This is a genomic window from Flavobacterium sp. C3NV, assembly GCF_046825355.2.
Classification (GTDB): Bacteria; Bacteroidota; Bacteroidia; order Flavobacteriales; family Flavobacteriaceae; genus Flavobacterium.
Genome location: NZ_JBKQBJ020000003.1, coordinates 28,262 through 47,346 on the forward strand (window position 1 = coordinate 28,262; position 19,085 = coordinate 47,346).

General features: G+C 32.2%; 21 protein-coding genes. 8 read left to right on the forward strand and 13 right to left on the reverse strand.

Annotated features, from left to right (window positions below; translation table 11 throughout):
- Positions 1-83: 83 nt before the first annotated feature.
- The 3 genes from ACIDC4_RS05215 to ACIDC4_RS05225 are packed head-to-tail and all read right to left on the reverse strand — an operon-like array spanning position 84 to position 1,723.
- Positions 84-614, reverse strand: a complete 531-nt coding sequence (locus tag ACIDC4_RS05215) for an ExbD/TolR family protein (RefSeq protein ID WP_412042046.1) — start codon at positions 612-614, stop codon at positions 84-86.
- Between the two features lie 12 nt (positions 615-626).
- Positions 627-1,151 carry an ExbD/TolR family protein gene (locus ACIDC4_RS05220; RefSeq protein ID WP_412042047.1) on the reverse strand — a complete coding sequence of 175 codons (525 nt, stop codon included), beginning with the start codon at positions 1,149-1,151 and terminating at the stop codon, positions 627-629.
- Positions 1,152-1,183: 32 nt separating this feature from the next.
- Complete coding sequence (locus ACIDC4_RS05225; protein ID WP_412042048.1) at positions 1,184-1,723, reverse strand: ExbD/TolR family protein; 540 nt, start codon at positions 1,721-1,723, stop codon at positions 1,184-1,186.
- A 211-nt stretch (positions 1,724-1,934) separates the two neighbouring features.
- Between ACIDC4_RS05225 and ACIDC4_RS05230 the strand changes: the two genes are divergently transcribed.
- Positions 1,935-2,489: a fasciclin domain-containing protein gene (locus tag ACIDC4_RS05230; protein ID WP_412042049.1), complete on the forward strand. Its 555-nt coding sequence runs from the start codon at positions 1,935-1,937 to the stop codon at positions 2,487-2,489.
- A gap of 91 nt (positions 2,490-2,580) precedes the next feature.
- Here ACIDC4_RS05230 and ACIDC4_RS05235 read toward each other — a convergent pair whose 3' ends face one another.
- From ACIDC4_RS05235 to ACIDC4_RS05275, 9 genes are all read right to left on the reverse strand, one after another.
- Positions 2,581-3,426: an EamA family transporter gene (locus tag ACIDC4_RS05235; protein WP_412042050.1), complete on the reverse strand. Its 846-nt coding sequence runs from the start codon at positions 3,424-3,426 to the stop codon at positions 2,581-2,583.
- Positions 3,427-3,543: 117 nt separating this feature from the next.
- A complete protein-coding gene (locus tag ACIDC4_RS05240) occupies positions 3,544-3,684 on the reverse strand; it encodes an SsrA-binding protein (protein WP_412042051.1) in 141 nt (46 codons plus the stop codon).
- Positions 3,685-3,768: 84 nt separating this feature from the next.
- The gene (locus tag ACIDC4_RS05245; RefSeq protein WP_412042052.1) at positions 3,769-5,217 is read right to left on the reverse strand and encodes a serine hydrolase; all 1,449 of its coding nucleotides are present in this window, start codon (positions 5,215-5,217) and stop codon (positions 3,769-3,771) included.
- A 23-nt stretch (positions 5,218-5,240) separates the two neighbouring features.
- On the reverse strand, positions 5,241-7,070 hold the full coding sequence (locus tag ACIDC4_RS05250) for a M56 family metallopeptidase (RefSeq protein ID WP_412042053.1): 1,830 nt from the start codon (positions 7,068-7,070) through the stop codon (positions 5,241-5,243).
- 5 nt (positions 7,071-7,075) lie between these two features.
- Positions 7,076-7,444 (reverse strand): BlaI/MecI/CopY family transcriptional regulator, encoded by a 369-nt coding sequence (locus tag ACIDC4_RS05255; protein WP_194618171.1) that lies wholly within the window; start codon positions 7,442-7,444, stop codon positions 7,076-7,078.
- A 28-nt stretch (positions 7,445-7,472) separates the two neighbouring features.
- On the reverse strand, positions 7,473-9,062 hold the full coding sequence (locus ACIDC4_RS05260; protein ID WP_412042054.1) for a M56 family metallopeptidase: 1,590 nt from the start codon (positions 9,060-9,062) through the stop codon (positions 7,473-7,475).
- Between the two features lie 50 nt (positions 9,063-9,112).
- Positions 9,113-11,122, reverse strand: a complete 2,010-nt coding sequence (locus ACIDC4_RS05265; RefSeq protein ID WP_412042055.1) for a TonB-dependent receptor plug domain-containing protein — start codon at positions 11,120-11,122, stop codon at positions 9,113-9,115.
- A 5-nt stretch (positions 11,123-11,127) separates the two neighbouring features.
- Positions 11,128-11,496, reverse strand: coding sequence for a BlaI/MecI/CopY family transcriptional regulator (locus ACIDC4_RS05270; RefSeq protein WP_412042056.1), 369 nt, complete (start codon positions 11,494-11,496; stop codon positions 11,128-11,130).
- A gap of 330 nt (positions 11,497-11,826) precedes the next feature.
- Positions 11,827-13,041, reverse strand: a complete 1,215-nt coding sequence (locus ACIDC4_RS05275) for an MDR family MFS transporter (protein ID WP_412042057.1) — start codon at positions 13,039-13,041, stop codon at positions 11,827-11,829.
- Positions 13,042-13,138: 97 nt separating this feature from the next.
- On the opposite strand from ACIDC4_RS05275, the gene ACIDC4_RS05280 reads away from it, so the two are divergent.
- The 7 genes from ACIDC4_RS05280 (at position 13,139) to ACIDC4_RS05310 (ending at position 18,123) form a co-directional block, all read left to right on the forward strand.
- The gene (locus ACIDC4_RS05280) at positions 13,139-13,738 is read left to right on the forward strand and encodes a DUF1684 domain-containing protein (RefSeq protein ID WP_412042058.1); all 600 of its coding nucleotides are present in this window, start codon (positions 13,139-13,141) and stop codon (positions 13,736-13,738) included.
- Complete coding sequence (locus tag ACIDC4_RS05285) at positions 13,738-14,400, forward strand: TatD family hydrolase (RefSeq protein ID WP_412042059.1); 663 nt, start codon at positions 13,738-13,740, stop codon at positions 14,398-14,400. Before ACIDC4_RS05280 ends, ACIDC4_RS05285 begins: the two co-directional genes overlap by 1 nt.
- A gap of 34 nt (positions 14,401-14,434) precedes the next feature.
- Positions 14,435-15,151: a tRNA threonylcarbamoyladenosine dehydratase gene (locus ACIDC4_RS05290; protein ID WP_412042060.1), complete on the forward strand. Its 717-nt coding sequence runs from the start codon at positions 14,435-14,437 to the stop codon at positions 15,149-15,151.
- A 118-nt stretch (positions 15,152-15,269) separates the two neighbouring features.
- Positions 15,270-15,932: an HAD family hydrolase gene (locus tag ACIDC4_RS05295; RefSeq protein WP_412042061.1), complete on the forward strand. Its 663-nt coding sequence runs from the start codon at positions 15,270-15,272 to the stop codon at positions 15,930-15,932.
- A 71-nt stretch (positions 15,933-16,003) separates the two neighbouring features.
- Entirely contained in the window at positions 16,004-16,846 is an 843-nt protein-coding gene (locus ACIDC4_RS05300) for a DUF2911 domain-containing protein (RefSeq protein ID WP_412042062.1), read from the forward strand.
- Positions 16,847-17,181: 335 nt separating this feature from the next.
- A complete protein-coding gene (locus ACIDC4_RS05305) occupies positions 17,182-17,706 on the forward strand; it encodes a TetR/AcrR family transcriptional regulator (protein ID WP_412042063.1) in 525 nt (174 codons plus the stop codon).
- A gap of 3 nt (positions 17,707-17,709) precedes the next feature.
- Entirely contained in the window at positions 17,710-18,123 is a 414-nt protein-coding gene (locus ACIDC4_RS05310) for a DUF1348 family protein (protein WP_412042064.1), read from the forward strand.
- 6 nt (positions 18,124-18,129) lie between these two features.
- Here ACIDC4_RS05310 and ACIDC4_RS05315 read toward each other — a convergent pair whose 3' ends face one another.
- Complete coding sequence (locus ACIDC4_RS05315) at positions 18,130-18,759, reverse strand: MCP four helix bundle domain-containing protein (protein ID WP_412042065.1); 630 nt, start codon at positions 18,757-18,759, stop codon at positions 18,130-18,132.
- Between the last annotated feature and the right edge of the window lie 326 nt (positions 18,760-19,085).

Genomic DNA, 19,085 nt, shown 5'->3' on the forward strand with positions numbered 1-19,085 from the left:
ATCTTTTATGTCCGTCGCGGCGGACACAAAAGGATTTTCCCTTCTATCTGGGCTAAGGCATTAATTTTCAAAAGAAGTTTGGATTATTTTTCAGCTAATAATTTTGTTTCTTCAGGAGTATAATAATCAACAACTGCATAAGATTTTATCCCTGTTATTTTCATTTCATCAAGAATCTCTACCAAGTTACCATAATTAGATTTTTTACTTGGTTTAATAATTACAGTTATACCTCTTCCTCGTTTGCCTCTTTCTGCTGAATATTCGTAAACTTTTTTGCTTCTTTCTAACAATTTCTGACGAATTCCATTTTTACCATATTTTACTTCTTTGGGTGCGTCAATTGGATATGATAACAAACCGCAATATGTAATCATTTTATTATTACCATCAAGGAGTATTGTCATTGATCGATTTTCATCAGGCATGTTACAACCATATCTCTCACCGCAATCATCACAATCAGGTGTTCCGTATTCTAAAACTTTAGGTTTTGATAATTCAATCGTAACCATAAAAAATATAATTAACAAGAACGAAACGCTAACCATTGCAGTTAAATCAACTTGTGTACTTAACTTTTTACTTCTTATTTTTTCAGGCAGATTTTGCATGTTTGAAATGTTTTAATTTGAAGCTAATAATTTTGATTCTTCCGGTGTAAATTCAGGTACTATTGCATAAGTACTAATATTTGCAATTTTCATTTCATCTAAAATATCAACAAGATTTCCATAATTCGATTTTTTGCTTGGCTTGATAATTACTGTTATGCTTTCTAGTTTTGTACCTTTAGAAGCATATCGGAGCAAACTATTTTTTCTTTTTAGCAGTTCTTTTCGAATTCCGTCTTTACCATAATTAATTTCTTTTGGAGCAATCATTGGAGATTCTAAAATACCCATATAATATATCAATTTATTATTTTCACCTAACATTACAGTTATTGATCTATTTTCTCCTTCACGTGTTATTGGACCACAAACAATCGTTCTATTATCAGGTAAACTTAAATCAACTGCTTTAGGTTTAGCCAACTCAATGGTAACCATAAAAAAGATAATCAACAAGAAAGAAACACTTACCATTGCGGTTAAATCGACTCTCGTACTTAATTTTTTACTTCTTACTTTTTTTGGTAGATTTTGCATGGCAGATGAAATTAATTGGATTAACTAGAACTTTATTTTGCTGCTAATAAGTTTGATTCTTCTGGCGTAAAATCATTTACAATTGCATAAGTATCAATTTTAGCAATTGCCATTTCGTCCAGAATATCAACCAGATTTTTAAAGTTTGATTTTTTACCCGGTTTTATAATTACAATTGCTCCCCGATTCGCTCTTCCAAATTTGGCAGAATACTCCAAAATAGTTTTATTTTTTTTAAATAATTCCTGACGTATACCTTTTTTGCCATATTTTATTTCCTTTGGATTTTCTGATTCTACTCCCAAAAGCCCATCATAAAGGATTATTTTATCATTTTCATCTAATAAAACTGTTATAATACGATCACTCATTCCAACTCCACAAGTTATAACTCCATTCCAGTCCTCATCAGAATATTTTTGAGGCAAACTTAAATCAACAACTTTTGGCTTAGCCAACTCAATGGTGACCATAAAAAAGATAATCAACAAGAAAGAAACACTCACCATTGCAGTTAGGTCAACTCTTGTATTTAACTTTTTACTTCTAATTTTTTTAGGTAGATTTTCCATAAAAGCTGAATTTATTTACTAAAGTTAACAATAAAATTAACATATTGATCACGTCGAATTTAAAAATAATAAAAAATATTTTTAGGTATTAAAAGCTTGTTTTACAGCCTTTTTTAAGGATGTTTCAATGTTTTTTAAACTTTTTTGAAGATTTAATAAAACCAAAACAATTATTACCGCGTAAATGAGCTTATAACTTAAAATATTAATTATGAAAACTAGAAAAATTTTAGCCGTAGCAATCTTAGCATTAGGATTTGGATTTACATCATTTGCGCAAAAAACTGTAATGGTTGGTGGAGCCGCAATGTACCCAAATAAAAATATTATTGAAAATGCAGTAAACTCAAAAGATCACACTACACTTGTAGCTGCTGTAAAAGCTGCTGATTTAGTAGAAACATTACAAAGTAAAGGACCATTCACCGTTTTTGCCCCAACAAATGCCGCGTTTGACAAGTTGCCAGCAGGAACCGTAACAACATTATTGAAACCTGAAAACAAAAAAATGTTGCAAACGATCTTGACCTATCATGTTGTTGCAGGAAAAATGAATTCTTCTGACATTGCTAAAGCTATAAAAGCAGGAAAAGGAAAAGCAACTCTTAAAACGGTTAGCGGTGGAACTCTTACTGCATGGATGAAAGGTAAAGATTTATACATCACGGACGAAAGCGGAAACGATTCTAAAGTTACTATTGCAGATGTGAATCAATCTAATGGTGTAATTCATGTGGTAGATACAGTTTTATTACCTAAAAAATAATAACTGCTTTATTAAAACCCAAAAATTAAAAATTCCAAATCCCAACTTTTAAATTGGAATTTGGAATTTTAATTATTAGAAGTTTAATAACTTATCTTTTAGCGGTTAATGTAGATCCGGCAGAAGCAATGACAACGCAAAACACAGCCACAATTTCATAAATATTAAGTTTTTCCTGCAAGAATATAAAAGCACAGATGGAAGCTGCAGCAGGCTCTAAGCTCATTAAGATACTAAAAGTTCGGGGAGGAAGCTGTCCTAAAGCTTTCATCTCAAGTGTAAACGGAATTGCGCTAGACAAAAGGGCCAACGCAACACCCATACTCAAAAGTTTTGGAGTAAGATGCGATAATCCGTTTTCGTAAAAACCAAAAGGCAGGATCAAAATTGCCGCAAATAACATTCCGGTTGAAACCGCCTGACCACCATTCATGATTTGAGAAATCTTTCCGCCTAAAACAATATAGGTTGCCCACAAAGCACCGGCCAACAGCGCAAAGAAAACTCCTAAAAGGTCTATACCTTCATTTGTCCACGGAGCGATCAAAGCGATTCCAATCGCTGCTAATATCACCCAGCAATAATCAACTAATCTTTTTGACCCAATTATAGCTACTAATAAAGGCCCAATAAATTCGAGCGTAACGGCTAGTCCTATAGAGATTCTTTCTATTGCTAAATAAAAAATTAAATTCATTGCACCCAAACACAATCCATAAGGTACAACTATTTTCCATTGTTTTGGTGTAATTGCTTTTAGATTTGGCCTGTAAGCCAATAGTAAAATTATAGCCGACACGCCAATTCTGATAGAAGCTGTTCCGGCTGCTCCAATTGCGGGAAATAAACTTTTGGCAATTGCTGCTCCGCATTGTACACTTACGATAGCTAATAGAACGGCGTAAATAGGAGGGATATTAAAATCTTTGTTTTTCATTAGAAATAATTGATGAAATAAGAAGTATTTACGATGTAAATATTTCTATCTCAAGAGGCATTGTTGAAATTAAGTTCAACTCTTTAATACAAGGATGATAGTGAAGGGATATTTTGATTATTCTACAGCACGTTTTGTAACAAAAGCGCGATAACCAATAATAGCCATTTGCCATTTTTTTGCTTTCGAAATGTCTAAACCTTGTTTGGTAAAACTAGGTAAAAGGACTTTATTGATTTTGGCTAAAAGTTTATACATGGCATTTTAATTTTTGCAAAGATATAAAAAAAGACCTTGCGGTTGGGCAAAGTCTTTTTTGAGTGATTTCTGTTATTATAAGGTTTATGATTTCTTTTCCAGAAGCTTATCGATTTTCGCAAGCATTTCTTTTGCGTTAGCATTATCAGATTGTAGTTCGAGTGACTTTTTATAATTTTCTTTTGAAATTTCGAACTGATTATTTCTAAAATAGCCATCAGCCAAACTATCAAATGCATTTCCGGATTTTGGATTTTCTATTGTGTTTAATTCTAAAACTTTGATGCCGTCATTTATTCTTCCGTGATCTATTAATGTATAACCAATAATGTTTAATCGGTACTCAAAATCCCAATCAGGATGACTTTTCTTTGTATCTAGATAATTTTGCTTTGCTTCTTCGATATTTAATTTTAAAAAGTTCTGATTGATTTTTTCACCGGCGAGATAATATTCATCGGTTAAGGATTTATCTACAATTGATGCCACATGATTGATTACCTGACTTTGAACATATAAATTAGAATATTTATGCCCGTTTGCTAAAAATATAATCGTCAATTTATTATCAGGAAATTTTCTAAATGCCGTTTCGTTTCCTCCTGTAAAACCATACGAAAGAATTTTATTTACCGGAACGATTTCCCAGCCGTAAGCAAAACGATCTGTATTGTTCGCAAATGTAAAAGGCTTCCACATCGAATATTTAGTTTCTTTATTAAGATAAACATCTTTATCGAGGTTTTCGTTCCATCGTAGAAAGTTTTGTAAAGTAATGTTTAAACCATTGGCAGAATGGGCATCATATCCAAAGTTTGAAGTGCTTCTTACATATTTCTTAGTTTCGATATTATAATTATATCTGGGAACACTATTAGGTCTGTTTTCTCCAAAATCCGAAGAAAAATAAATACCCGATTGTATTGCCGGAAACTGATTTTGCAAAATGTAATCCTCAAAAGTTAAACCGGTAATTTTCTCCATGATTTTGGTTAGAAATAAATAATTGGTTTGGTTATAACTGTATTCATTTCCAGTAACGAATTCCATTGGTTTTTTAGCTAAAATCGACATTTTTTCATCAAAAGGCATCGTAATCTTTATGTCTTCGAACCTAATAATATTAGGCAAACCAGAAGAATGTGACAAAAGGTTTTTGACTTGTATCTTTTGCCATTGATTAGGAAGATTGTCAATGTATTTAGAAATAGGATCTTCTAATGATAATTTCCCTTTTTCAATAAGTTGAAAAACACCAATATTAGTAATAAGCTTAGTGGTTGAGAAGAGTTTAAAAGCAGTGTTTTTATCCACTGCTTTATTTTCTTCCAGAACGGCTTTCCCAAAATATTTCTCATAAATAACTTTGCCGTCTTTTACAACGCCCAATGCAACTCCGGGAATTTCATTGATTGCTATTACTTCTTTAATATAATTGTCAATTTTTTGTTCGGTTAATTGATCTTCACTTTTTTGACTAAACGTTAAATTAAAAACGAGTAGGAGTGACAGAATAAAAAATGAGTTTTTCATGTATATTTTTTGGGCTTGATGAATTAAGATCTTTTATTCTCTTTTTCTATTCTTTTTAGTTCTCTTTCATGAAGCTTCATATCTTTCTCTTGCAGTTTCATGTCTCTTTCCTGCAGTTTTATATCTCTCTCCTTTTGTTTAATGTCTTTTTCGCGTTGTCTCATGTCAATTTCATGTTGTTTCATGTTAATTTCAAATTGTTCCATGTTCGCTTCGTATGTTTTAGAATCTTTTCCATACTTCTTTTCAATGTCGAGATTAAATTTATCCATAGCAAGTTCATATTTAGCCATTTCTTTCTCGTAAATAGCTTCTCTTTGCGACATCAATTTTTCTACTTGCTTTTCGTACTCTGCCATTTGTGGCTCAATAACGGCCATTTTTTTCTCAAATTCAGCCATTTCTTTTTCAAACTTGGCCATTGCAGCTTTATCTTTATAATTTGCCGGAGCTACAGGAGCTTTGGGCATTTTAAAATTAGCGTTAGGCGCTTGCGGCATTGGTCCGGCAGGAAACGCAGGAGGAGATGGAGGCGTAGGAGGGGTTACAGCTCCCGCAGAAACATTTGAGTTATTCTTTTCATTTACTTCTGCAACGTGATTTCCGGCAACCATTGGTTTTTCAATAGAATCACCGGAAACAATACCTATTTTTTTAGAGCCATTGTTTTCTGTTGTAATTGCTATTCCACTGTCATGTATAGGTTCATCACCGTCGATTTCTAAAGTTTGCACATTTTCTGTACCTTTTGCAATCTCAACTTTAATGGCGATTAACTCATTTTTAGTGTTTCTTTTTACATTAGAAACTACAACATCAATATTGTGTTGTTGTTTAAAGTCCTCAGCCATTTCTTTTAATTGCTGATCAGTTGTATTTTTTTGAATTTTAAAAACATAAGACGGGTCTTGTTTCTCAGTAACTTTCTTAACTTCTTTTCGTTCTTTTTCCTGTGCGATTGTATTAATTTGAAATAAAAGCACAAAAGCCACAAGTGCCGGAATTATAGCGTAATACTTCCAGTAATTTCTCTTTTTTGATTGATTTTTGTTTAACATGACAATTCGTTTTTTGATTAATGATTGATAAAAATGATTGGTAATGGCAACACAACTTTCATGTGTTGTAATTTTTAAAAGCGTGTATTGGTACGCTTTTTTGTCGGATATTTTTTTGGCCGCTTCGCTATCTGCAATGAATTCAAGATTTTGCAGAATTGCTTTTTTATACAGCCAGATTATTGGATTGAACCAAAAGAGTACACAAAAAACTCTCGATATAAGGACATCTACAGTATGATTTTGATCGCTGTGTACTTTTTCGTGTTCAATTATATTTTCTAATTCTGATGGCGTAAACATTGATGAGTTGTAAACGATATAATCAAAATAAGAAAACGGAGCAATGTCTTCGTTAATATCTACAAATTTAAAATCAGCTTGTTGTTGTACTTTCTTACCCTTTAAAACAGTATTTAAACTATAAAAGTCAATGGCGAACTTTATTACTAAAGCTATAAAACCAATGATGTAAATAGCCAGCAGTATATAATTCCAATTAAGATCAAAAGATTCATTTTCAATATGATGAGAAATTGGAAATTGAGAATACTTTAAATCCGAAACAGCGCTAAAATTTTCATTTGCTACCGAAACTTCAACAGGAGCAGGCTCGATCCAGACAACTTTAGTGTAGACCAAAAAAGGTAAAGCTACTGAAGTGATTAGTCCAGCCAATAAAAACCATCTGCTGCTGGTAAAAAAGGTTTCTTTGCGCAATAAAAAATAATAAGCGCAATAAAATAGTATTAGTAACCCGCTGGATTTTGCGATAAAGGTGAAAAGTACTTCCATAACGATTATTTTACTTCTTGTGGAGTTTCGATCATAGCTAAGATCTCGCGTAATTCTGCAGCCGAAATTTTTTCTTCTTTAGCAAAAAATGAAACCATGTTTTTATACGAACTATTAAAATAGTTGTCAATTGCCGTATTCATATACTTTTTGCTATAAGCTTCGAGCGTAATTACAGGATGATATTGATGTGTGTTTCCAAAAGCATTGTGACCTACAAAACCTTTTTCTTCAAGATTGCGAACAATTGTCGAAAGCGTGTTATAATGTGGCTGGTCTTCAGTAATCTCTGCTTGTATTTCTTTTACGAATGCTTTTTTAAGCTTCCATAAAATATGCATGATTTCTTCTTCTTTATTGGTTAACTTTTGCATGATTTTTAGTTTTTTACGCAATTAGAAACTATTCTTTTTTAGTTTCTATTACAATTACTCCGTTTTTACCTTCTTCACCATATTTTTTTGAAGCCTCAGGACCTTTAAAAACATTCATTGACTGGATATTAAGTTTCTGAAGATCTTCTGTACTTTTATTTGAGGTAATTACAATACCATCGACAATTATTAATGGTTCTGATTTTTGTGCATTTTCTGAAGACACTGTTATGACAGTTCCGTTTTTAACGTCACTATTTATAGTGTAGTTATAAGAATTAGCTGCATCAGCGCTTAGAATATTTGTACTAGTACCTGAACTAGTATTTTTATCATTAATATGATTAGTTTTAGCATTTTTGTCAGTATTAGTATTGCTGTTGGTATTTTGATTTATTGTAATTGATTTACTGGTTCTTTGCTCTTTATTTGTTTCGTCTCCAGTTTGAAAACCTACTTTTTTCTTTCCATCTTTGTCTGTTGTAACAATTATTCCGAAATCTTTGATAGGTTTAGTTCCTCCCGTTTGAATAGATTTTGATTGTTGATCACCACTTTTGACATCAATTATAATTGAAGTCAGATCACTCTGGGCATTTCTTTTTATATCAGAGACTTCAAAGTCAATATTGTGTATTGATTTTAATTTCTCTTTTATATCCTTTAATTCTGCATCTGTACTATTCTTTTTAATTTTATATACATCTACAGAATTGATTTCTCCCGAAAGATCTTTTATAACCTGTTGTTTTTCTTTTGCAATTACTTCAACCTGAAATAAAAGTACAAAAGCTGCAAGTGCCGGAAGTATCACATAGAACTTCCAGGAATTTCTCTTTTTTGATTGTTTTTTGTTTAACATAATGATTCGTTTTTTGATTAATGATTGATAAAAATGATTGGTAATGGCAACACAATTTTCATGTGTTGTTATTTTTAAAAGTGTGTATTGATACACTTTTTTGTCGGATATTTTTTGCGCAGCTTCGTTATCTGCAATAAATTCAAGATTTTGCAAAATGGCTTTTTTGTACAGCCAAATAACAGGGTTGAACCAAAATAAAACACAAAATACTCTTGATACTAAAACATCTATTGTATGATTTTGCTCGCTGTGTACTTTTTCATGTTCCAGGATACTTTCTAACTCTGATTCGCTGTACAGTGATGAGTTGTACACGATATAATCAAAGTAGGAGAAAGGAGCAATATTTTCGTTGATGTCTACAAATTTAAAATCAGCTTGTTGCTTTACTTTTTTGCCTTTTAGTACCGTATTTAAACTATAAAAATCAAAGGCAAATTTTATTACTAAGGCCAGAAAACCAAGGACATAAACAGCTAGTAAAGTCAAATTCCAATCGACTGTGAAAGATGTGGCTTCGTTAATTTGTGGTGCATTAATTTGAAAATTATCAGCCAAAAGTGGACTAGGATTAACCCAAACTGTTTTTGTATAAACTATAAAAGGCAAGACAATAGAAGTAACTAATCCAGCCAATAAAAACCATCTGTTGCTGCTAAAAAAAGTTTCTTTGCGCAGTAAAAAATAATAAGCACAATAAAACAATACTATCAATCCGCTTGATTTTGCGATAAATGTGAAAAGTGTTTCCATAATATTTATTTATCTTTTTTTGGAGTTTCAGTAACGGACCAGGGTTTTAATTATTTTCTCGTGGTAATAACAATAACGCCATTTTTTCCTTTTTCTCCATATTTTGCAATTGCTTCAGCGCCTTTATAGATTTCCATTTTTTTGATGTCTAATGAATCTAAATCACTCATACTTTTGTCGGTCACGATTACTCCGTCAACAATTATTAATTGTTTCGCCTTACCATCTGATTTTATAGTGGTTGATATTTCGCTAGTACTTTTGATAGTTGGATGTCCTCTGTAAACTCTTTTTTCGTTTCCATCTTTGTCTGTTGGAGTTTTGGTAGTGATTTCTATCACGCCGTTTTTTCCGTCCGACCCATATTTTTCCGTTGCTTTTTGTCCTTTCAAAACATTCATACTGCTTATTTTGTTAGGATCAATATCATTCATATCAAAATCAGGACTGGTAAGTTTACCGTTAATATAAACAATAGGCTTTTCCTGTTGGCCTGAAATTGTTACAACGTTTGTTGTTGTTTTAGAGTCATTACTATTGGTTACCGTTTTTGTCGTAATTTCAACTGTATTTCCTTTGGTATTTACATCAACACTCTCAATTGTGTTTTGATCCAGATCTGATACTTCTTTTTGGTTTGATTTTACACCGTTAATATAAACTTCTTTGTCACTAATTTTAATTGGTTTCGTAAGATGTTTAGTAATGATTTTGATGGTTGTTTTGCCTGATTTTTTCGAAACATCCATACTCTCGATTTCTTTAGAATCTAAATTATTTAGTTCCGCCTCAGTCGCTTTTTCGCCATTAATAAAGATCTCTTTTTCTCCGGTTAATGCCGAATTGTTTAAAGCTTTTATATTGTTATTGGTAATGGCAGTTTCATCAGTTTTAAAATCAACTGTTAGTTTTCCGTTTTCAAGTGTAGAGATAACGATAGCAAAAGCTTTGATGGCATTATTTCCTTCTACCTCCATTTGCCTGGCAATTTCATTTCCTTTTTTTAATTCTACTTTTATAGCGATTAGTTCGTTTTTTGAATTTCTTTCTAAATCTGAAAAAGAAGCTGTAATGTCAAAATTTTCCTTCAGCGTTTTTACTTTTTGATTGAATTCCTCGTCTGTAGTTGTTTTCGTGATTTTAAAAACATCAATTCCTTCTGTATTGCTTTTTACAGTTACCAACTGAGGTTTTTCATGCGCAACAGTCTCAATTTGAAATAAAAGAACAAACGCAACAAGTGCCGGAACTACAACACAAAACTTCCAGGAATTTCGTTTTTTTGATTGATTTTTGTTTAACATAACGATTCGTTTTTTGATTAATGATTGATAAAAATGATTGGTGATGGCAACACAATTTTCATGTGTTGTTATTTTTAAAAGGGTGTATTGATATGATCTTCTATCAGTTATTCTTTGTGCAGCAACTTTATCTGCAATAAATTCAAGATTTTGGGTAATTGCTTTTTTGTAAAGCCACACAAACGGATTGAACCAGAAAAGAATACAGAATACTCTTGAAATAAGTACATCGAAAGTATGATTTTGCTCGCTATGCACTTTTTCGTGCTCAATGATATTCTCTAATTCTACAGTAGTATACATTGATGAATTGTAAACGATATAATCGAAATAAGAGAATGGCGCAATATTTTCTGTAGTATCAATGAATTTAAAGTCAGCTTGTTGTGATAATTTTTTTCCTTTTAAAACGGAATTTAAGCTTCTAAAATCCATTAAAAATTTGAATACAAAAATCATGAAACCTATACTGTATAGAACAAGGAATACATAGTTCCAATTTATTTGAAAAGATTCCTCTATAGGCTGAGTGACATTGATTTGGGAAAGATTCAAATTTATCATTGGAGTAGGGTCAACCCATACCTCTTTGGTGTAAACCAAAAATGGCAATACAATAGAAGTAATTAGCCCAGCCAATAAAAACCATCTGTTACTAGTAAAAAAAGTCTCTTTGCGCAGTAAAAAATAATACGCACAATAAAACAAAACTAATAGTCCACAGGATTTTGCGATAAATATGAAAAATGCCTCCATAATAATTATTTTTCTTCTTTTGGATTTTCGATCATAGCTAAGATTTCACGTAATTCTGCTGCCGAAATTTTTTCTTCTTTGGCAAAAAACGAAACCATATTTTTATACGAACTATTAAAATAGTTGTCGATTGCAGTCTTCATATACTTTTTGCTATAAGCTTCTAAAGTAACTATTGGATAATATTGATGCGTATTTCCAAATGCATTATGGCCCACAAAACCTTTTTCTTCAAGATTGCGCACAATCGTAGAAAGCGTGTTGTAATGTGGTTGATCTTCAGTAATCTCTGCTTGTATTTCTTTTACGAATGCTTTTTTAAGTTTCCATAAAATTTGCATGATTTCCTCTTCCTTGTTGGTTAACTTTTGCATGTTTTTTAATTTTAATTCAAACCTACAACTATTTTTCTAGTTACACAACTATAAAAATAGTTATTTAACTAAAAAAGAAGTTTAATTGTTTTTAAATAATATAAGCGTATCCATAATTGTATGATTTTTAGATTAAAATGGAGGATGAAAATTTTACCGCAAAGAGCGCAAAGTTTTTTATATCTAAAGTGTGATTTTATTAAATAAAAAAGTTCGCAAAGCTTTGTGTTGAAAAAGCTTTGCGAACTTTATGTTTATAAAAATATCACCTTAAAATAACTTAGCGAACTTTGCGTAAATCTTAGCGCCCTTTGCGGTAAAATTATTGAATCAGACTTTCTCGTCGATTAAAGCATTCCTAATCCAGAAACAACAAAGCGTTGCAAAAACTCCTATACAAGCCATAAAAAGCCAGTTGATTTGATAGCCTAATCTGGAAATAATTTCAAAACCAACTTTTGAGCTAATAATATGTGCCAAACTAAAACTCATGGTATATAATGCCATATAGCGGCCTTCCTGACCTTTTGGAGCTCTGCTTAAAGCAAAAGCATTCGAAAACGGAAACGTTAGAATTTCGCCAATCGAAATACAAATCATGCTGATAACGAGAATTCCGGCCCAGACATTTATTAATAATAAAAAGAAACTGAGTGACATTATAAAAGATCCAAGAATGATAATCCTGATTTTGGGAAACCCTTTTCTCTCCATAAAACCAACTGTTGGCATTTCCAGCGCAAAGATTAAAAGTCCGTTTAAGGTCATTAATAATCCGGTTTGAAACTCGCTTAAGCCAAATTTTTCATTATGATATAAAGGCAAAGTGGTAAAAAGCTGAAAGAAAATCATAGCCGTAACAAAGCTTACAAACAAGAAAACCCAAAAGATTTTATCATGAAAAACCGATTTTATTGCTGCTGCACTTTCAGCTTTGTCTTCATGAATCACTTTTTTCTTTTCTTTAACCAATAAAGCAAAAATCGAAATTGATATAATACACGAAGCTCCATCAATCCAGAACAAACCTGAATATCCAATTCCCATAATAATCAAACCTCCTAACGCAGGACCGGCAGCAAAACCAAGATTTACTGCTAAACGAACTAAAGTCAAGGCTCTTGTTCTGTTTTCTGGTTTGGCATAAGCGCCCAACGAAACAAACATTGCCGGACGAAACATATCTGCAATGGTCATTAAAACAAACATGGCAATGCATAAAGTCCAAAATGTGGTGATATATTGTATAAAGAAAAGTGAGACTCCGCTCGTAAATAAACTAAAAATCATGATTTTGTAAAAACCAATTTTATCTGATAATTTTCCGCCCAGCCAGGATCCTAACATCGATCCTAAACCAAATGCCACCATAATCCATCCCACTTGATTGTAAGTAAACTGAAGATCTTCTTTTAAATATTTTGATAAAAAAGGAAGCACCATCGTTCCCGCACGATTGATAAAAGTGACAATTGTAAGTATCCAAATTTCTCTTGAAAATCCTTTAAAATTATTGATGTAGTGACTAAAAGCGGTCTTGAGCATTATAAATAAGTTATTTGCAACAAAGTTACGAAACTTTGTAGGGATCACAGGTTGCTGCTTTGTTACTTTTAAACTATTTTTGCTCAAAATTTCAAAGATGAAAAACGGTATTGCTTTTTTAATATTACTGATTGTGAATTTCTGTTTTGGCCAAAATAAATTTGATCAAAAAGAAGCTGAAAAATTTCATAAGACGATTAATGGCGAATACGCTGATCCTAAAACTAGTCCGTTGATGGCAGAAGATTTAAAGACTTTTAAAACTTTAGATTTTTATCCTATAAACAGTAAGTATTTTGTGAATGCGAAATTCGAAAAAGCACAAAACGAAAAAGTTTTCGAAATGAAAACCACAGGAACAAGAACGCCAAAATACATTAAATACGGAACTTTATATTTTACTATAGACGGAGTTGCGCTTAAACTAAATGTTTATAGAAATATAGAACTTTCGAAAACCAAAGAATACAAAGATCATTTGTTTCTGCCTTTTTCAGATTTGACTTCCGGAAAAGAAAGTTATATAGGAGGAAGATATATCGATTTGAAAATTCCGAAAGGAAATACAATCGCGGTCGATTTTAATCAGGCTTATAATCCGTATTGTGCTTATAATCATAAATATTCTTGTCCGCTTGTTCCTTTAGAAAATGATTTGAATGTCGAAATAAAAGCGGGAGTTAAAACATTTCATTAATGGAATTCTTTAATTTTCATACCCATCAATTTACGAATCAATCGAATGTATTGGAGTTGGTCAATCAGTATCCGAATGAATTTGATGACTCGATCCCGTTTTATTCCATCGGGATTCATCCGTGGTATATTAAGGAAGATCAAATTGAGGAATATTTGAAAATTATCGAAGAAAAATTACAGACTCAAAATTGCCTGGCGATTGGTGAATGTGGTTTAGACAAACGCATTGAAATTCCGTTTGAGCAGCAAATTATAGTTTTTGAAAAACAATTGGCTTTGGCCGAAAAATATAAAAAACCGGTTGTGATACATTGCGTAGCTGCTTTTCAGGAAGTAATTGCGATTAAAAAGAAAATGAAAATATCGGTTCCGATGATTATTCATGGTTTTTCGAAAAATAACCAAATCGCCACTCAGTTGATTGCAGCAGGATTTTATCTTTCATTTGGAAAATATCTATTGAGAAATCCAGATTTAAAGACTGTTTTTGAAAAGATTCCGAATGATCGCTTTTTTCTGGAAACAGATACAATCGAAGAAGGAATTCAGCAGGTTTATAATGTAGCATCAGAATATAAAAACATAACAATCAAAGAATTGCAAGGGATTATCTCAAGTAATTTTTATAATGTTTTTCAGGACAAGAACCTGAAAACATAAAACAATTTAAACTAAAAAAACAATAATTTAAGATATGGCAGAGTGGACAGAAAGAGCCGAGCTTTTATTTACAAAAGAAGGATTACAAAATTTACAAAACTCAAATGTTTTGGTAGTGGGTTTAGGTGGAGTAGGATCATTTGCAGCTGAGTTTTTGGCGAGAGCAGGAGTGGGGAATATGACAATTGTAGACGGAGATGTAGTAGATATTACAAACATCAACAGACAATTACCAGCTTTGCATTCTACTGTTGGACAACCTAAAATTACAATCGTAGGAGATCGTTTAATGGATATTAATCCGGAATTGAAACTTACGCGTGTGCAGGAATTTTTATCTCCTGAAAGAGCTTTTGAGATCGTTTCTCCAGAGTTTGATTATGTTTTGGATTGTATCGACAGCATTACGCCAAAATTGAACCTAATTATTGCAGCCAAACGCAAAAGAGTAAAAATCATTAGTAGTATGGGCGCTGGAGGAAAAATGCTGGCTGCTAAAGTAAAAGTGACAGATATTTCTAAAACCATTAACTGCTACTTTTCTAAAACGATCAGAAAACGCCTGAAAGCAGAAAAAATAAACAAACTAAAAGTAGTTTTCTCCTCTGAAATTCAAGACGAAAAAAGCTTAAAATTAACCGACGGAAAAAACTTTAAAAAGTCATTTTACGGAACCAACAGTTATATGCCGGGTTTATTCGGTTTATACGTAGCTGAAACCGTGATCAGACATTTGCTTAAGAAAGAGTAACGAAGATACTAAGAGACTAAGGTTCTAAGTTGCTAAGTTTTAAAATCAAAAAAAACTTAGAGCCTTAGTATCTCAGAACCTTAGTACCTTAAAAAAAAACCTTAGTAACTTTAAAAGAATGATAAAAACAGTAATTTTCGATATGGATGGTGTAATTGTAGACACAGAACCCGTTCATCGTTATGCCTACTACAAGCAATTTTCAGAATTAGATATTACAGTAACCGAAGAAATGTATACTTCGTTTACCGGATTTTCGACTAGAAATACGTTTCAGACTCTAAAAGGATTTTTTCCAACAATAGAGCATGAAGTCGAAGATTTAATACAAAGAAAAAGAAGTATCTTTAATGATGCTTTTGATACCAAAGAAGATTTGTATCTTTTAGAAGGTGTAGAGGATCTTATTAAAGATTTATATGCCAGCGGAATACAATTGATTTTGGCTTCATCGGCTTCAAAAGTTACGATTGATCGCGTTTTTACCAGATTCAGTCTGCACCAGTATTTTACGGATATTGTTAGCGGAGAAGATTTTCCGCAATCAAAACCAAATCCAGCTATTTTTATTCATGCGGCTTCGTTATCGAAAGCCCCAAAAGAAGAATGTATTATTATCGAAGACAGTACAAATGGTGTAAAGGCAGCAAAAGCGGCCGGAATATATTGTGTAGGATATAACAGTCATCATTCTAAATTACAGGATTTGTCAGATGCTGATATCATTATCAACCATTTTAATGAATTAAACGCTCAAAAAATATCACAGTTAAAGGGCTGAATTATAGAAAATTTAACATTTGTTCGGTAATTGAATTTGTAAATTTGAACAAAACAAAATAAACTCAAACAATGAAAAAACTACTTATTGCATTGGCCATAGTTTTGGCTCCTTTTGCTACAGAGGCACAAATAAAAACTCCGCAAGCGAGTCCTAAAGGATATATCAAACAAACAGTTGGATTAACTGATGTTGAAGTTACTTATTCAAGACCAGGTGCCAGAGGCAGAGCGGTTTTTGGAAATTTAGTTCCGTTTGGTAAATTATGGAGAACCGGTGCAAACGAAAATACGATCATTAATTTTAGTGATGATGTAGTAATTGATGGTAAAACATTAAAAAAAGGAAAATATGCAATATATACCATTCCTAAAATCGAAAGCTGGGAAGTGATTTTTTACCTTTCTACAGACAACTGGGGATTGCCAGAAAACTGGAACGATGCTTATGTTGCTTTAAGAACTACTGTAAAAGAAGACGCTTTACCAACTTCGCTTGAGACGTTTACAATTGGAATCAATGGTCTTGATCCTAATTTTGGATACCTTGATATGGCTTGGGAAAACTCTCATGTAGCGTTAAAATTTGAAGTTCCTACAGCTAAAATTGCTACAGCAAGTATCGAAAAAACTTTAGGCGGACCAAGTGCAAATGATTATTTTGCTGCTGCAACTTATTTATTCCAATCAAACGGAAACATAGAAACAGCACGAACTTATATCGATAAGTCATTAGATATGAGTAACGAAAAACCATATTTTATCTTAAGATTAAAATCACAAATCCAGGCTAAACAAGGAGATAAAAAAGGAGCGGTAGAAACTGCAAAAGCTTCTCTTGCTGCTGCTGAAGCTGCTAACAATCAGGATTACGTAAAATTAAACAAAGATAGTATCGCAGAGTGGAGCAGATAATACTTTAAATTCCAAGATCTTAAAAAATTCAAATTCCAAAGCTTTTATAAGTTTTAGAATTTGGATTTTTTTTTGAGTTTAATTATTGCAGATCTTGAAACTTTGGCAAAGATAAAAACGCAACATACTCCGCAAAGAAACCCCAATCTTGTGAATTTCGACGAAGGAGAAATCTTCGCAAGAAACTCTACAAAGATTAGTTGTTTAGTATCCAGAAATTCTTCTTCGTAAAGAGGGCAAAATTGTAGTAATAAATAGAAATAATAATTAAATAGACAGACTTGTCTGTTTGTAAAAATAATTATTTACATTTGCATATCTTAAATGATTATCAAATGCTGCCAAAAGAACGAATTTTAGATACCGTTTCAGTTTTATTCCATAAACAGGGATACAATGCCACGGGTATCAATCAGATTATTGAAGAAGCAAAAGTGGCGAAAGCGAGTTTTTACCAGCACTTTAAGTCAAAAGAAGATTTATGTGTGGCTTTTTTGAATGAAAGGCATTCTTTTTGGTTCAATGCCTTAGAAAACTTCACTTTAGCAGAAAAAGAAATGAAGTCAAAAGTTTTGGCTTCGTTCGATTTTTTAATTGATATGAATCAGAAAGAGCATTTTAGAGGTTGTAGTTTTCTGAATATACTTTCAGAAATCCCTTCAGATAATGTAAAAATTCTCAGTGTAATTCAAAGCCATAAATTCGATCTCCGGAATTATTTTAAAAGTATGATCAATGACGAGATTCTCGCAGATCATATTTATTTACTTTTTGAAAGCTGTATTATCGAAAGTCAGTTATTCAAATCCAATCAATTGATCGAGCAATCAAAAAAAATCATTCAAACCTTAATTGCATAAAAAATGGAACAAAAATTACCGTTGCCACCTTTCACATATGAAACAGCAATACAAAAAATTCAGTTAGCAGAAGATGCCTGGAACAGTCAGGATTCCGAAAGAGTTTCAAAAGCGTATACGCTAGACAGCGAATGGAGAAACAGAGATCAGTTTGTAAACGGAAGGGAAGAAATAGTACGTTTTCTAACTCAAAAATGGCAAAAAGAACAAAACTATAAACTTAAAAAAGAATATTGGGCGCATACCGAAAACCGAATAGCCGTTCGATTTGAATATGAATATCAAAATCTTCAGGGAGAATGGTTTAGAGCTTACGGAAATGAAAATTGGGAATTTGATGCAAATGGTCTTATGCAAAAAAGATTTGCGAGTATAAACGATCTCGCGATTAACGAAGAAGACAGAAAGCTGAAATAAAATGAGTTAGTTCATACTTGGCGGTTCAGGAATTTTGATGCTTCGCTTGATTTTCTTTACAATTAAAAGATAAAAAGTGATGCCGCCCAAAATAATAAGTAAAGCAATCTGCAGCTGCCCAAGGCTATTATTTTTGCTATACATAGCATTTGCGCTCGCCAATTTAGCTTTTCCTTCCTGAATCTGGATATTCGATAATGATTCTAAAGTCAATAAGGCGTCATGGCTTAAACTGGCAATTTTACTCCAATTTTTGCTTGCAACCTGTTTGTTTATTTCCTTGCATGAAATCAAAAAAGTATCAAAATACTGTTTTTCTTTATTCGTTAAAACGGTTTTAGCATACAAATCATCAATATTATGAATCACATCTAACGTGTGAATGATTTCATCTTTTTTAGTAGTATCGCTTAAGTCGAGTTTTTCAGCCTCGGCTTTTATAAAGTGAAGTTCTTTAGAATATTGAAAAATATAATGCGCCACCACCAATCGATCCTTATAAATCGCATTAATGTTTTCGTTTACATTTTTGGAATTTTGAAGTGTATTAAAATTCCCTAACAAAATGATCAGCATCACAATAAGTAAAATAAAAGCAGCTTTTGTTTTATTGCTATATTTTTTTAAATCCTTCATGATTGTGAGTTTTGGTTTCTCAAAGATATAGTTTTTGAGGTAGAATCAAAATATTTGAGTTTTTGCTCAAAGTTTGTCATTTCGACGAAGGAGAAATCTCCGCCAGTAACTCCGTAACGAAAATCCAATCTTCGTCGAGCTTCTTACGAAGATTTCTCCTTCGTCGAAATGACAAAAATACGTATACTGGGATTATAATTAGGCTGTTATAAATATATTCCGAGCAGAATATTCACTTTAATTAGAATTTTCAGGAGCTATTTCCAGCTATCCGCTTGTATCTTTTCCTTGCTAAAGGAGCAAGAAAAAGGATACCGCTTCTATCT